This is a genomic window from Pseudomonas sp. MS15a(2019) (genome assembly GCF_013277805.1).
Taxonomy (GTDB): domain Bacteria; phylum Pseudomonadota; class Gammaproteobacteria; order Pseudomonadales; family Pseudomonadaceae; genus Chryseomonas; species Chryseomonas benzopyrenica.
Map to the genome: position 1 here is coordinate 25,394 of NZ_VBTN01000003.1, position 15,600 is coordinate 40,993.

The 15,600-nt window shown below is 64.6% G+C and carries 9 protein-coding genes and 1 pseudogene; 8 read left to right on the forward strand and 2 right to left on the reverse strand.

What is annotated here, in order from left to right; all coding sequences use genetic code 11:
- Window positions 1-79: 79 nt before the first annotated feature.
- Entirely contained in the window at window positions 80-2,638 is a 2,559-nt protein-coding gene (ligD, locus tag FEZ61_RS03860; RefSeq protein WP_173147318.1) for a DNA ligase D, read from the reverse strand.
- 11 nt (window positions 2,639-2,649) lie between these two features.
- Window positions 2,650-3,519, reverse strand: coding sequence for a Ku protein (locus tag FEZ61_RS03865; RefSeq protein WP_173147320.1), 870 nt, complete (start codon window positions 3,517-3,519; stop codon window positions 2,650-2,652).
- A 144-nt stretch (window positions 3,520-3,663) separates the two neighbouring features.
- Here FEZ61_RS03865 and FEZ61_RS03870 point away from each other — a divergent pair, with 144 nt between their 5' ends.
- From FEZ61_RS03870 to FEZ61_RS03905, 8 genes and pseudogenes are all read left to right on the forward strand, one after another.
- A complete protein-coding gene (locus FEZ61_RS03870; protein ID WP_173147322.1) occupies window positions 3,664-4,653 on the forward strand; it encodes an XdhC family protein in 990 nt (329 codons plus the stop codon).
- 2 nt (window positions 4,654-4,655) lie between these two features.
- Window positions 4,656-5,141, forward strand: a pseudogene (locus FEZ61_RS24345) (nucleotidyltransferase family protein); the annotation flags it as partial.
- A gap of 162 nt (window positions 5,142-5,303) precedes the next feature.
- On the forward strand, window positions 5,304-5,813 hold the full coding sequence (locus FEZ61_RS24350) for a CinA family protein (RefSeq protein WP_173148073.1): 510 nt from the start codon (window positions 5,304-5,306) through the stop codon (window positions 5,811-5,813).
- Window positions 5,810-6,637 (forward strand): ammonia-dependent NAD(+) synthetase, encoded by an 828-nt coding sequence (gene nadE, locus FEZ61_RS03885; protein ID WP_064308797.1) that lies wholly within the window; start codon window positions 5,810-5,812, stop codon window positions 6,635-6,637. The genes FEZ61_RS24350 and nadE overlap by 4 nt, the downstream gene beginning before the upstream one ends.
- Before the next feature lie 461 nt (window positions 6,638-7,098).
- A complete protein-coding gene (locus FEZ61_RS03890; RefSeq protein ID WP_173147324.1) occupies window positions 7,099-9,102 on the forward strand; it encodes an alpha-1,4-glucan--maltose-1-phosphate maltosyltransferase in 2,004 nt (667 codons plus the stop codon).
- Between the two features lie 133 nt (window positions 9,103-9,235).
- Window positions 9,236-12,565 carry a maltose alpha-D-glucosyltransferase gene (gene treS, locus FEZ61_RS03895; protein ID WP_064308795.1) on the forward strand — a complete coding sequence of 1,110 codons (3,330 nt, stop codon included), beginning with the start codon at window positions 9,236-9,238 and terminating at the stop codon, window positions 12,563-12,565.
- Window positions 12,562-14,781, forward strand: a complete 2,220-nt coding sequence (glgB, locus tag FEZ61_RS03900) for a 1,4-alpha-glucan branching protein GlgB (RefSeq protein WP_173147326.1) — start codon at window positions 12,562-12,564, stop codon at window positions 14,779-14,781. The genes treS and glgB overlap by 4 nt, the downstream gene beginning before the upstream one ends.
- An 89-nt stretch (window positions 14,782-14,870) precedes the next feature.
- Window positions 14,871-15,596, forward strand: a complete 726-nt coding sequence (locus FEZ61_RS03905) for a polysaccharide lyase family 7 protein (protein WP_173147328.1) — start codon at window positions 14,871-14,873, stop codon at window positions 15,594-15,596.
- Window positions 15,597-15,600: the final 4 nt, after the last annotated feature.

The following is a 15,600-nucleotide window of genomic DNA, read 5'->3' on the forward strand; positions in this document are numbered from 1 at the left end:
CAACGCTCGTTAGTGCAGACCACGGGCAACGCGGAGGGGTTTCGCTTAGGCGGTACGTTGGCCGACGGCAGGCGCGTCGCTACTCGACGCCCAGCCGTTTGCGCCGTGCCGCCGTGAGGCCCTGGCGCACCTTGGCATACCCGGCCCAGGGATCGTCCTTGAGCGCTTCGAGGCGTGGCAGCAGGGAGTCGAAGCGCCATTGATCGCTCGCCTCCAGGGACGACAGCTCCTCGCGAGCGATGGGCACCGAAACGCCAAGGTGCGGACGGGCGCGCAGGGAAAAGGCGCTGACCGTGGTGGCGCCATGGCGATTGCGCAGATAGTCGACGAAGATCCGCCCCTGGCGATTCTGCGCGCCCATCTTGGCGGCGAAGAGCTTGGGCAGGGTATTGGCCAGGTGCTGCGCTGCCGCCTGAGCGAAGGCCTTGACGATCTCCCAGTCCTGGCGCCGATCCAGGGGCACCACCAGGTGCAGGCCGCGACCGCCGCTGGTCTTGACGAAGGCCTGCAGCTCCAGCTCGTCGAGCAGGGTCAGTACCAGCTCCGTCGCCTCCACCATGCGCGACCAGGGCAGGGCGGGATCAGGGTCGAGATCGAGGATGAAGCGGTCGGGGCGCTCGATACGGTCAGCGGTGGCATTCCAGGTATGGAGTTCCACCGTACCCATCTGGGCCGCACCGATGAGCGCCTCGCGGCTGTCGATGACCATCAGGGGAGCGTGGCCGGGATCCAGTACCGGATCCAGTTCGCGGATGTGGGGGATCGCCAGGGTCTGCTTGTGCTTCTGGAAGATTTGCTCGCCAGCGATGCCCTCGGGCGTGCGGACCAGGGCGACGGGCCGGTCGGCCAGGTGCGGCAGGATCCAGTCGGCGACGGCGGCGTAGTAGCCGGCCACGTCGAGCTTGCGGGCGCCGCTGGCGTCGTCGATGACCCGCTCCGGATGGCTGATGCGTACCCCGGCCACGGTGGCATCCCTCTCCTTGCCTGCGGACGGGCGGCGTGAGGCAGAGGGGGGCGCCGCCTCGGCCTCCCGGGCCGGAGTCGCCTCCTCCAGCCCGATCTCCCGGGCTGGCTTGTCGTCGCGCAGGCCATGGAAGACGCCCTGGCGGACGATGCGATCCTGGGTCATCTCGGCGTAGGCGATTTCGCACAGCTGTTCGGGCTTCAGCCAGGTCACCTCGCGGTAGGCGGCGCCCTTGGGCGGATCCACCACGGGTGGCCGCTCTACGATCAGCGGCTGGAATCTGCCATGCAGTTGTTTGAGCATCGCTGCGGTGAAACCGGTGCCGACCTTGCCGGCATAGTGCAACTCCCCTTGCTCATCATGCAGCGCCACCAGGAGCGCGCCCAGGTGCTGCCGCCCGCCCTTGGGCGGGGTGTAGCCGACGATGATGAATTCCTGGCGGTGGGCACACTTGAGCTTGATCCAGTCCTTGTTGCGCCGAGAGCGATAGGGGCTGCCCAGGCGCTTGCCGATAACCCCCTCGAGACCGAGTTCGCAGGCACTCGCCAGGATGCGATCGGCGGGCACCTCGAAGGCGGCGGAAAAGCGCAGCAGGTCGCTGCCGTTGCTGTCCTCCAGCAGCTTGCCCAGCAGCTCGCGGCGCTGCTCGACCGGGACCTCGCGCAGGTCCGCACCGTTCAGATAGGGCATATCGAACAGGTAATAGGCGATGCGGGTGGCCTTGCCGGTCTCGAAGGCATTCTGCAGCGCCTGGAAGCTGGAGACGCCCTGGCCGTCGTTGACCACGATCTCGCCGTCCAGCCAGGCGTTGTCGAGGCCCAGCGCGGCCAGCGCCCGGGCCTGTTCCGGCAGGCGCTCGGTCCAGTCGTTGCCGCTACGGGTGAAGAGGCGCACCTCGCCGCCTTCGATGTGGGCGAGCAGGCGGTAGCCGTCGTATTTCACCTCGTACAGCCAGTCGCCGGCGGGTGGACTGTCGACCAGGGTGGCCAGTTGCGCCTCCAGGGTCTCCGGTAATTCGGCCTTACGCGCCTTGGCCCTGCGTGCCGGCGGCTTGGGACTGGTCGAGCGGGTGCTGGCCTTGGTCTGCTTGCCCTGACCCAGGCGCGGCAGGGTCTTGTCGCTCAGCACGCTGTCGGGCTCGGCGGCGGTCACGTCGTAGTCGGCGATGTCACGGGCCTGGTCGTCGCGTTCCTTGATCAGCAACCACTGAGGTTTGTCGCTATGACCCTGCAACCGGGTGCGCACCAGGGTCCAGTGGCCGCGCAGCTTTTCGCCCCTGAGTTCGAACTTGAGCTTGCCGGCGGCATAGCCCTCGGCCGCATCGCCATCGGCCTGCCACTCGCCGCGATCCCAGACGATGACGTCGCCCGCGCCGTACTGGCCTTCGGGAATGCTGCCCTCGAAACTGCCATAGGCGAGGGGATGATCCTCGACCTGCACCGCCAGGCGCTTTTCACCCGGGTCCAGGCTGGGCCCCTTGGGCACCGCCCAGCTCTTGAGGGTGCCGTCCAGTTCCAGGCGGAAGTCATAGTGCAACCGGCGCGCGTCGTGCTTCTGGATGACGAAGCTCAGAGCGCCCTTGGCCTTGCGTCGACGTGGGCTGTCCTCGTCACGCGGCTCGGCGGTGATGTCGAAGTTGCGCTTGCGGTTGTATTCGCTGGTCAAAGGAGCCATGGCAGCGATCCTCACTTGGCCTTGCGACGGGCGGCAGGGCTACGCCGACTGGTCGAGCGGCCAGAACTCTTGGGCTTGGGTGAATCCTTGGCCTTGTCCTGCTTGCCACCCAGGCTGCGGCGCAGCAATTCGGTGAGGTCGATGACGTCGGCGCCACTGTCTTCGGTTTCGGGCTCCTCGGCGACGGCTTCGAGCTTGCCATCCTTGAGCTTGCGCTCGACCAAGGCCATGACGTTGTCCTTGAAGGTGTCGTGGTACTGGTCCGGATCCCATTGCTCGGTCATGTCGTCCACCAGGCGCTGGGCCATGTCCACTTCCTTCTTGCTCACCTTGGCGTCCAACCCTTCGAGTCCGACGTCTTCCGCGGACCGCACCTCGTCGGCCCAGCGCAGGGTATTGAGTACCAGCGTATCGCCCAGCGGCATGATCACCGCCAGGTGCTGCTTGGAGTGCATCACCAGGTTGGCCACCCCGACCTTGCCGGCGGCGCTCAGGGTGTCACGGAGCAGGGCATAGACCTTTTCGCCATTCTTGTCCGGCGCCAGGTAATAGGGCTTCTCGAAGTGCAGGATGGAGATCTCGCGCGCCTCGACGAAGGTCAGGATGTCGATGGTGCGGGTGGCCTCGGGCAGGGCGTTGTGGATCTCGTCCTCGCTGAGCACCACGTACTTGCCCTTACCATGTTCGATGCCCTTGACGATGTGTTCGCTGGGCACCTCCTTGCCGGTGGTCTTGTTGATGCGCTTGTAGCCCACCGGGTCGAGGCTGCGTTCGTCCAGCCAATCGAAGTCGATGCCCGACTGCCGGGTCGCCGAGACCACCGAGACGGGGATGTGCACCAGGCCGAAACTGACGGCGCCTTTCCAGATCGAGCGGGGCATGGACGTTCTCCTTGAGGGGTGTCCCTCTATGGATAGGCCGGCGATCCACCCGGTTCCGCCCCCGGGGAACCCCGCTTCGTTGTTGGGTTCTACCCCCGAACGACGATTTTGCCGTTGCAGGTGCAGGGTAGAGAGGAGCAGGGCGTGGACAGTGTCGATCAGGAAGTTTTGCGCAAGACCCTGGCCTGGCGACGGGAGGGCCATGGCGTCAGCCTGTTCACCGTGGTCCAGACCTGGGGCAGCTCGCCGCGGCCGCCGGGCGCCATGCTGGCCTTGCGCGAAGATGGCCAGGTCTGTGGCTCCGTGTCCGGTGGCTGCATCGAGGACGATCTGATCGCCCGACTGCATGCCGGCCAGTTCGCTGGGGAACGCCCGGAGATCATCACCTACGGTGTCTCCGGCGATGAAGCGGCGCGTTTCGGGCTGCCCTGTGGCGGCACCCTGCGTCTGGTTCAGGAACAGGTCGGGGACTGGTGCTGGGTGGAGCAGTTGCTGCAACGCTGCGACGGTCATGAACTGGCCTTGCGCGAGCTGGACCTGGCCACCGGCGAGGTGCGGATCTCCAGCACCACGCGCGACGAGCCGGTCACCCTGGACGAACGACGCCTGCGCCTGGTGCATGGACCACGCTGGCGCCTGCTGCTGATCGGTGCCGGTCAGCTTTCGCTCTATGTCGCCGACATGGCCGCCATGCTCGATTTCGAGGTGCTGGTCTGCGATCCCCGTGAGGAGTTCCGCCAGGGGTGGGAGACACGTCAGGCGCGTTTTATTTCCGGCATGCCGGACGATGCGGTGTTGTCGATCCGCCCGGACGAACGCACCGCGGTGGTGGCCCTGACCCACGATCCGCGCCTGGATGACCTGGCGTTGCTGACGGCGCTGCAGTCCGATGCCTTCTATGTCGGCGCCCTGGGTTCATTGCGCAACAATGACCGCCGTCGTGAGCGGCTGCTGCAGCTGGAGGTGCCAGTGGCGGCCATCAACCGCCTGCATGGCCCCATCGGCCTGCATATCGGCAGCCATACGCCGCCGGAGATCGCGCTGTCGCTGCTGGCGGAGGTGGTAGCGGTCAAGAACGGCATCGCCCTGACCCAGAAGAAGCGGGCCCTGGTGGCGGTGGAACAGGTCGCCTAGGGATGACAGGGGTACAGGTGCTCGTCCTGGCAGCCGGAGCCGGTAGCCGTTTCCGCGCAGCGGGCGGTGACGACAAGCTGCAGGCACCATTGCCCGGTCACCCCGAATCGACAGTATTGCAAGCCACCTTTCGCCTCTGGAAGAGCCTGGATCTGCCCTGCCTGGTAGTGGTCGCGAGCGGAGCCCCCTGGCGCGCCGAGCTGGCCCGAGAGGAAGGCCTGGAAGTGCTGACTCTGCCCACCACCGGCATGGGCGACAGCCTGGCCGCCGCGGTGCGAGCGACGCCGGACGCATCCGGTTGGCTGGTCGCCCTGGGCGACATGCCCTTCGTGCAGCCCGCCACGGCGCGACAGCTGCTGGCGCTGCATGACCCCGCGCGCGTCGTCGTACCCGTTTTTCAGGAGAAGCGCGGTCACCCCGTGCTCTTTGGTCGGAATTTTGCCGCTGCGCTGGGTGACCTCCAGGGCGACGAAGGAGCGAAACGGCTCTTGCGCCAGGCATCGGTGCTAGAGCGGAAGGTGACGGACGCCGGTATCCACCTTGACATCGATACCCCCGCTGACCTTGAAAAAACACCCTCGATGGCTCTCGAACTTCCTCATTTCGCTGTTCTTCCAACGCAGGAGAACGCTATTTGGGGCAAGACGATCATGAACACCATCGAGTCTATGCTGGACTATCTAAAGGATCACGAGCTGCAGCTCACCACGGCGGAATCCTGCACCGCGGGCAAAGTAGTAGGGTTGCTGTCGGAAATACCCGGCAGCGGCAGTTGTATCGAGTCCGGTTACGTCGTCTATTCGCCCGAAGCCAAGCAACGTCTGCTGGGCGTCAAGCCCGAGACCATCGAACGCTACAACCTCACCAGTGAAGCTGTGGCACGAGAGATGGCCGCGGGCGCCCTGCGCGACAGTCCGGCCCAGGTGGCCATCGCCAATACCGGGCTGGCCGGGCCGGGCGGGGCGGATGGCATTCCCCAGGGAACCGTCTGCTTCGCCTGGGGCTATCGGGTCGGTGACGACATCGTGCTCTATTCCGAAACCCAGCATTTCGACGGTGACCGCGAGGCCGTGCAGCTGGCCGCGGCCCGGCACAGCTTGAACGCCGTAGTGCCCTATCATCAACGTCTCGAACGCGAATCAGAGGAGAATGCCCGATGACCGAAGCCCTTCAGCGCGACATCATCCAGGCCCTGCAGGTACCCGAGCAATTCGATCCAGCCCAGGAGGCCGAGCGGCGCATCCAGTTTCTCAAGGATTATCTGCTCAACAGCCGCCAGGAGAGCTATGTGCTGGGCATCAGTGGCGGCGTGGATTCCTCCACCGCCGGCCGCCTGGCGCAGCTGGCCGTGGAGCGCGCGCGCGAGGAGAGCGGCAACGCACGTCTGAGATTCATCGCCATGCGCCTGCCCTATGGTGTCCAGCGTGATGAGGAAGATGCCCAGCGCGCGCTCAAATTCATCCAGCCGGACGAGACCCATACCGTCAACATCAAGCCGGCCAGCGACGCCATGCTCGCCTCGGTGCGCGAGGCGCAGGTGGCCTTCGATGACGAGCTCCATGAAGACTTCACGCTGGGCAACATCAAGGCGCGTCAGCGCATGATCGCCCAATACGCCGTGGCCGGCGCCCGTCGAGGGCTGGTGATAGGCACCGACCATGCGGCGGAGGCTCTGATGGGCTTCTATACCAAATTCGGCGATGGCGCCTGCGATCTCACGCCCTTGCACGGCCTCAACAAACGGCGGGTCCGGGCCGTGGCCGAATGGCTGGGGGCGCCGGACGATCTGGTACACAAGGTGCCCACCGCTGATCTGGAATCCCTCTCACCGGGCAAGGCCGACGAAGATGCCTTCGGCATCACCTACGCCGAAATCGACGACTTCCTCGAAGGCAAACCGGTGAGCCCGGCAACCCTGGAGATAATCCTCAACACTTACCGGCGCAGTGCCCATAAGCGTGATCTTCCCTATACCCCTTTCTAATTGATTCAAAGGGTTAGGACGTTTTATAAAGGTTTTTTCTGACGTCCGTTCCTGAATATTGCCCGCCTTTCAGCCTGCGTCCCGGTATATCCCAGCGAATACCGGGACACAGGCTTCTTTATTTATAAATAGCTTTATATTCCTGTCATAAGCAGATGATATTTATGGATTTTATCCATTTTTCAGAAGCTATCGGTCATTGCCGTTTGGCTGAACTTTTGCGCGCCCTCGGTGCTCAGACTCTTTCAGACACACCCGCGTGAGTGCTTCCGGTTGCAGTAGAGCCGCGGCTGTCTGGAGTGGTGTCCTTCTGGGCATCGCTACGGGTTACCGATCCCTCTGCGAGGGGTTGGCCAGCCAGGCCTCTTTGGCGGCAAGCCAAGCAGTAGTGGGTTTATGACCTAGGTCGCAGCGCTTGAGCGCTGCGACCTTTCACGCGTCTCTAGATGGAGTCAGGCTCGATGTCGAACACCGATCTCCCCGGTTCTTTTTCCACGCTTTCCCTCGATCCCGCCACGGCTGCCCAGACCCCGCGCATCGCCATCGAATCGGTCACTCCGGCCGTGGACAATGGCCAGTTTGCCGCCAAAGGTATCGCCGGTCGGGTCGTCGAGGTGACCGCCAAGATCTTCGCCGATGGCCACGACAAGCTGGCTGCCAGCGTGCTCTGGCGTCAGGAGGGCGAGGAGAACTGGCAACAGGCTCCGCTGACCCTGGAAACCAACGATCTCTGGCGCGGTCGCTTCACACCGCCGGCCGTGGGTCGTTACGAATTCGTGGTCCAGGCCTGGTGGGACGTCTGGGGCACCTATCGCTACGAGATCGAGAAGAAGTACGCCGCGGGTGTCGGCCTGAACCTGGAATTGCAGGAAGGCCGCATCCATGTGGAACAGGCGCTGTCTCGCGCTGAAGGCGAGCAGCGCGGTCCGCTAGAGGCGCTACTGCAGCGCCTCGATCAGGCGGGCAGTGAGGGTGACAAGGTCGCCGTGCTGCTGGCAGGTGAGGCCAGCCAGGCCATGGCACCTGTGGATGCCTATGTGCATCTGACCCACAGCATCGAATACCCGCTGGACATCGAGCGCCTGCGCGCCGAATTCGCCAGCTGGTACGAACTCTTCCCACGCTCGATCACCGATGACCCCCAGCGCCACGGCACTTTCCGTAACGTGATCGGCGAATTGCCGCGTGTTCGCGACATGGGTTTCGATGTCCTGTACTTCCCGCCGATCCACCCGATCGGCCTGGCCCACCGTAAGGGCAAGAACAATACCCTGGGGGCGGGCGCGGATCAGCCGGGCAGTCCCTATGCCATCGGCAGCCCCGACGGCGGCCACGATGCCGTGCATCCCGAGCTGGGTACCCTGGAGGACTTCCGCGCCCTGGTGGCCGCGGCCGCCGACCACGGCCTGGAGATCGCTCTGGACTTCGCCATCCAGTGTTCGCCCGACCATCCATGGCTCAAGGAACATCCGGGCTGGTTCTCCTGGCGGCCGGATGGGTCCATGCGTTATGCAGAGAACCCGCCGAAGAAGTACCAGGACATCGTCAACGTCGACTTCTATGCCAAGGATGCCGTGCCGGATCTGTGGCTGGCGTTGCGTGACGTGGTCTGGTACTGGGTGGAGCAGGGCGTGAAGATCTTCCGTGTCGACAACCCCCACACCAAGCCGCTGCCGTTCTGGGAATGGCTGATCGCCGACATCCGTGGGCGCGACGCCGATGTCATGTTCCTCGCCGAAGCCTTCACCAAGCCAGCGATGATGGCGCGCCTGGGCAAGGTCGGTTACAGCCAGAGCTATACCTATTTCACCTGGCGCAACACCAAGGCTGAGCTGACCGAGTATTTCACCCAGCTCAACGAAGCGCCGCTGCGCGATTGCTACCGGCCGAATTTCTTCGTCAACACGCCGGACATCAACCCGGGCTTCCTGCAGACCAGTGGCCGTCCCGGCTTCCTGATCCGCGCGGCCCTGGCCACCATGGGTTCCGGTCTGTGGGGCATGTACGCCGGCTTCGAGCTCTGCGAGGGCGCGCCCCTCACGGCCGGCAAGGAGGAATACCTGGATTCGGAGAAGTACGAGCTGCGCCCGCGCGACTTCTATGCGCCGGGCAACATCATGGGCGAGATCGCCCAGCTCAACCGTATCCGCCGGCAGAACCCCGCCTTGCAAACCCATCTGGGGCTCAAGGTCTACACCTGCTGGAACGACCAGATCCTCTATTTCGGCAAACGCACCGACGACCTGGGCAACTTCATCCTAGTGGCGATCAACCTGGATCCCTTCAACGCCCAGGAAGGCCATTTCGAACTGCCATTGTGGGAGCTGGGCCTCGATGATCACGCCACTACCTATGGCGAAGACCTGATGACCGGGCACCGCTGGGCCTGGCACGGCAAGACCCAATGGACACGGCTGGAGCCGTCGATGCCCTTCGGCATCTGGCGCATCCAGGCGGGCCACTAGCGACCTCTCAGACGGGTCGACCAGGCAGCGGGAGATATCCCAGCGTGCCTGGTCCGATCCATCTCCATCGCCGGGCGGCATGGACGACCGGCGCACGTATCTGATTCAGACGCCCTGTTAAGGACCTGACGACATGGCAAAACCCAATAAAGCTCGTTCCCGCAAACCTGCCGCCTTCATCGACGATCCGCTGTGGTACAAGGACGCGATCATTTACCAGGTGCACGTGAAGTCGTTCTTCGACTCCAACAACGATGGCATCGGCGACTTCCCCGGCCTGATCGACAAGTTGGACTACATCGCCAGCCTGGGCGTCAACACCATCTGGCTGCTACCGTTCTATCCCTCGCCGCGCCGCGACGACGGCTACGACATCGCCGAGTACCGTGGCATCCACCCCGACTACGGCACCATGGCCGATGCCAAGCGATTCATCGCCGAAGCCCATGCCCGTGGCCTGCGGGTGATCACCGAGCTGGTCATCAACCACACGTCCGACCAGCACCCCTGGTTCCAGCGCGCCCGCCGCGCCAAGAAGGGCTCAGCGGCGCGCAATTTCTACGTCTGGTCCGACGATGACCAGAAGTACGATGGCACCCGCATCATCTTCCTCGACACCGAGAAGTCCAACTGGACCTGGGACCCGGTCGCCGGCCAGTACTTCTGGCACCGCTTCTATTCCCACCAGCCGGACCTCAACTTCGACAATCCCCAGGTCATGAAGGCCGTCATCTCCATCATGAGGTACTGGCTGGACCTGGGTGTCGACGGTCTGCGCCTGGACGCCATTCCCTATCTGGTGGAGCGCGACGGTACCAACAACGAGAACCTTCCCGAGACCCACGTGGTGCTCAAGGAGATTCGCGCCGAGATCGACGCCAACTATCCGGACCGCATGCTGCTGGCCGAGGCCAACCAGTGGCCGGAAGACACCCAGCTGTACTTCGGCGATGGCGACGAATGCCACATGGCCTTCCACTTCCCGCTGATGCCGCGCATGTACATGGCCATCGCCCAGGAAGACCGCTTCCCCATCACCGATATCCTGCGCCAGACCCCGGAGATCCCGGCCAATTGCCAGTGGTCGATCTTCCTGCGCAACCACGATGAACTGACCCTGGAGATGGTGACCGACCGCGAGCGGGATTATCTCTGGAACTACTACGCCTCGGATCGCCGCGCGCGTATCAACCTCGGCATCCGTCGTCGTCTGGCGCCTCTGCTGGAGCGCGACCGTCGCCGTATCGAGCTGCTCAACAGCCTGTTGCTGTCGATGCCCGGTACCCCGACGATGTACTACGGCGACGAAATCGGCATGGGTGACAACATTCACCTGGGCGACCGCGATGGCGTACGGACCCCGATGCAGTGGTCGGTCGACCGCAACGGCGGCTTCTCCCGCGCCGATCCAGCCAGCCTGGTGCTACCGTCGATCATGGATCCGCTCTACGGCTACCAGGCAATCAACGTCGAGGCCCAGTCCCGCGATCCCCATTCGCTGCTCAACTGGACGCGGCGCATGCTGGCCGTGCGCAAGCAGCAGAAGGCGTTCGGTCGCGGCACCCTGAAGATGCTGTCGCCCACCAACAGACGCATCCTGGCCTACCTGCGCGATTTCACCAATGCCCAGGGTGAGCACGAGACCATCCTCTGCGTGGCCAACGTTTCCCGTGCCGCCCAGGCGGTGGAGCTGGACCTGTCCAGCTTCGCCGGTCAGGTGCCGGTGGAAATGATCGGCGGCAGCGCCTTCCCGCCCATCGGCCAGCTGCCCTACATGCTGACCCTGCCGCCCTATGGCTTCTACTGGTTCTACCTGGCTGGCAACGAGCAGATGCCCGCCTGGCACACCGAGCCGCCGGCGCCGATGCCCGACTACCAGACGGTAGTGATCAAGCGCAATCTGCAGGAGCTGCTCGACGGCGAGCCGCGCCGCATCTTCGAAGAGGTACTGCCGGTCTATCTGCCCAAGCGCCGCTGGTTCGGTTCCAAGGACGAGGCCATCACCGGCGTGCGGCTGGACTACGCCGCCCAGATCAATACCCCCAAGCTGCCGGTGATGTTCAGCGAAGTGGTGGTGACCAACGCCAAGGGCGAGGAGCGTTATGCGCTGCCCCTGGGTTTCCTTGCCGAGGAAGACCAGCACTGCAGCCCGCTGGCGACCCAACTGGCCATTTCCCGCATCCGTCATGTGCGCCGCGTGGGCCTGGTGACCGACGCCTTCGCCCTGACCAGCTTCGTGCATGGCGTGTTCGACGCCTTCCACAAGGGCGCCAAGCTTGCCGTGCCCGCGGGTGAACTGCGCTTCGAGGTCTACGATCAGGCCGAGGACTTCGCGCTGGATCCGGACATCGAGATCAAGCACCTGGGCGTGGAGCAATCCAACAGTTCGCTGATCGTCGGCGATCACCTGATGCTCAAGCTGATCCGCAAGGTGGCGCCGGGCATCCATCCGGAAGTGGAGATGGGCCGCTATCTGGCCCAGGCCGGATTCGCCAACATCGCGGCGACCCACGCCGTGGCCCAGCGCGTCGCCGCGGATGGCACGCCGCACGTACTGATGCTGGTCCAGCAGCACATCCACAACCAGGGTGATGCCTGGACCTGGAGCCTGGACGGGCTGGATCGCGTCACCCGCGATCTGCTCAGTGGCGGCATCTCCGACGTGGAGAACGAATTCACCGCCATGGGCGATCTGACGGTCTTCGCTGGCGTACTGGGCAAGCGTCTCGGTGAAATGCATCGGGTGCTGGCGCAGCCCACCGAGGATGCAGCCTTTGCCCCCGAGACCGTGGACGCCCAGGCGGCCAAGGAACTGGCGCATCGCGTGCGCGTCCAGGTCGACGGCGCTCTGGATACCCTGCAGGGCATGGGCGACCAGCTCGATGCTACCGGCAAGGAGCTGCTGCAGCGTCTGGTCGGCAAGCGCGAAGCCCTGGCCAAGCGGATCGAGGCCCTGGCCGCCGACGTCGAGGGTGGTCTGCGTATCCGTGTCCACGGCGATCTGCACCTGGGTCAGGTGCTGGTGGCCCAGGACGATGCCATCCTCATCGACTTCGAAGGCGAGCCGGCGCGGTCGCTGGAAGAACGCCGCGGCAAGTACGGTCCGCACAAGGACGTCGCCGGGGTGCTGCGCTCCTTCGACTACGCGGCGGCCATGGTCACCCAGTCGAGCAACGCCGGCGCCGATACCTCGGAAGAGCATCTGCAACTGCGTGCCAAGGCGGCAGAGACCTACCGCAATGCGTCCTACGCAGCCTTCCTGGAAGGCTATCGCACTGCGGCGGCCGACATCGGCCACCAGTGGAGCGAGCGGGGCGAGCAGGCGGCGCTGGATCTCTACAGCCTGGAGAAGGCGGTCTATGAGATAGGCTACGAGGCTGCCAATCGACCCACCTGGATCAACATCCCGCTACGTGGCGTCGCCGCCATCGTCGAGACCCTCTTGTCCGGAGCCCGCGCATGACCGATCACAATACCGCCCCCGTCGCTCTCCTGGACGACGCCCGGCTCTCGGCTGCCGAAGCCGAGTCGCTGGCCCGCGGCGAGCACGGCAATCCCTTCGCCGTGCTCGGTCCCCATCCCGATGGCGAGGGCGTAATCGTCCGCGCCTTTCTGCCCAGTGCCTTGGGTGTCGAACTGGTCGATCGCGTCAGCGGTCGGCCCCTGGCCCAGATGCAGCCCGGGCGGGTGCCCGGCCTGTTCGTCGCACGGCTGGAGTACGCCGCGCCCTACAAGCTGATCATCCGCTGGCCCAGCGGCGTTCAGGAAACCGAGGATCCCTATTCCTTCGGCCTGTTGCTGGGGGAGACCGATCTCTACCTGTTCAACGAAGGCCGCCACCGCAACCTCGGCGAGACCTTTGGCGCCCAACGCTGCCAGGTCGACGGCATCGAGGGCGTGCGCTTCGCGGTCTGGGCCCCCAATGCCCGGCGCGTCTCGGTGGTGGGCGACTTCAACAGCTGGGATGGCCGCCGCCTGCCCATGCGCCTGCGTGCGAACAGTGGCGTCTGGGAGCTGTTCGTCCCGCGCCTGCCGGTCGGCACGGCCTACAAGTACGAGATCCTCGGCCAGCACGGCGTGTTGCCGCTCAAGGCCGACCCCATTGCCCTGGCGGCGGAGTTGCCACCGCGCACAGCCTCGGTGGTGGCCGACAACAAGCCTTTCACCTGGCACGATCAGGACTGGATGGCTCGCCGTCGCGAGTTGCAAGGTGTGGAAGCACCCATCTCAGTCTATGAATTGCACGCCGGTTCCTGGCGCCGCGAAGGGGGTGACGAGGGGCGCCAGTACAACTGGCGCGAGCTGGCGGAGCGCTTGATTCCCTACGTCCGCGAGATGGGCTTCACCCATATCGAGCTGCTGCCGATCATGGAGCATCCCTTCAGCGGTTCCTGGGGCTACCAGCCGCTGGGCCAGTTCGCGCCCACCTCGCGTTTTGGCACCCCGGCAGACTTCGCTGCCTTCGTCGATGCCTGTCACCAGGCGGACATCGGTGTCATCCTCGACTGGGTCCCGGCGCATTTCCCCACCGACGAACACGGTCTGGCTCGTTTCGACGGTACCGCCCTGTACGAGTACGAGCACCCCTTCGAAGGCTTCCACCAGGATTGGAACACCTACATCTACAACCTGGGGCGCCACGAGGTGCATGGCTTCATGCTGGCCTCGGCCATGCATTGGCTCAAGCACTTCCACATCGACGGCCTGCGGGTGGATGCCGTGGCCTCCATGCTCTACCGTGATTATTCGCGCAAGCACGGTGAGTGGATCCCCAACATCCACGGCGGTCGCGAGAACCTGGAAACCATCGCCTTCCTGCGTCACCTCAACGAGGTGGTCCACGAAGAGGCACCAGGTGCCCTGGTGATCGCCGAGGAATCCACCTCCTGGCCGGGCGTCAGCGCACCGGTCAGCGAAGGGGGGTTGGGTTTCGACTTCAAGTGGAACATGGGCTGGATGAACGACACCCTCCACTATGTGGAAGAGGATCCGGTCTATCGCCAGTACCATCACCACCAGATGACCTTTGGCCTGGTGTACGCCTGGTCCGAACGCTTCATGCTGCCCATTTCCCACGATGAGGTGGTGCACGGCAAGGGCTCGATGATCGAGAAGATGCCGGGCGACGTCTGGCAGAAGTTCGCCAACCTGCGTACCTACCTCAGCTTCATGTGGACCCACCCGGGTAAGAAGCTGCTGTTCATGGGCTGCGAATTCGGTCAGTGGCGCGAGTGGAGTCATGACCGCGAGCTGGACTGGTTCCTGCTGGAGCACGGCACCCACCGGGGCGTGCAGCAGCTGCTGGCCGATCTCAACCACCTTTATCGTCATGAGCCGGCCCTGCACGAGCGTGATCATCTGCCTGAGGGCTTCGATTGGGTGGTAGGGGACGACAATGGCAACAGTGTCTTCGCCTGGCTGCGCAAGGACGCCCAGCAGCGACCGCTGCTGGTCATCGCCAACTTCACCCCGGTGCCGCGTCACGACTACCGGGTGGGCGTGCCTGCACTGGGCCATTGGCAGGAGATCTTCAACAGCGATGCCGAGCGCTACGGCGGCTCCAACTTGGGCAATGGCGGCGGCGTGACGGCCGAGGAAATCGGTGCCCACGGCCAGCCGGCCTCGCTCAATCTGCAAGTGCCGCCGCTGGGTCTGCTGGTGTTCAAGCCGCAGGGCTGATCCGGGAGCGCCCCATACGGGGCGCGTTCCGCTGACAGGCATCCCCGTTCTGGGCGATGCTTGTCAGGCATCTGGCCACCGAGAAACCCATGATCGATCTCGCCGAATGGAATCTGACGGTTCCCGTACCCATGCCCGTGGCCCAGGTACAGACCGCCGAACTCAACAGCAGCGCCTTTCGCAGCCCCTACCTCACGCGCGGCGAGGGGGGATCGCTGGTGTTCTGGGTCCCGGTGACCGGCACCCCGCAGCCCTTCAACAACTATCCCGCCACCGAGCTCCGCGAGACGCGTCCGGACGGCAGTGCCTATGCCTGGAAGTACCGCGAGGCGGACGCCCTGCTACAGGCCGAGGCGGCGGTGCAGCAGGTGCCGTCACGCCCTGAGGTCATCATCAGCCAGATTGAGGATCAAACCCCGATACCGGCTGCGCCTCAGGCGCTGTTGCAACTGGTCTATCGGGTGGAGAGTCCGGCCACGGGCAATGGGCAGGTCGCCCAGGGTCAACTGATCGCCCGGTTGCGAGAGAGCCCCAGCGACAGCCCCAAGGACGTCATCCTGCTGGAGCACCTGCCGCTCAACAGTCGCTTCAGCTACGACATCAAGCTGACGCGCAGTGGCGTGCTCACCATACGTGCCCATGGTGCCGGTTCACGAAACGGGGATCTGGGTCTGCAACTGGACAACGCCTGGAGCAACCATCACCTGTATTTCAAGGCGGGCGCCCACTTACGTGACGGGGAAGGACCCGCCACCGAGGGCGGACGGGTACTCTTCTACCGGCTGATTTCCATGCACCAGCCCAATAATCGGTAGGCCC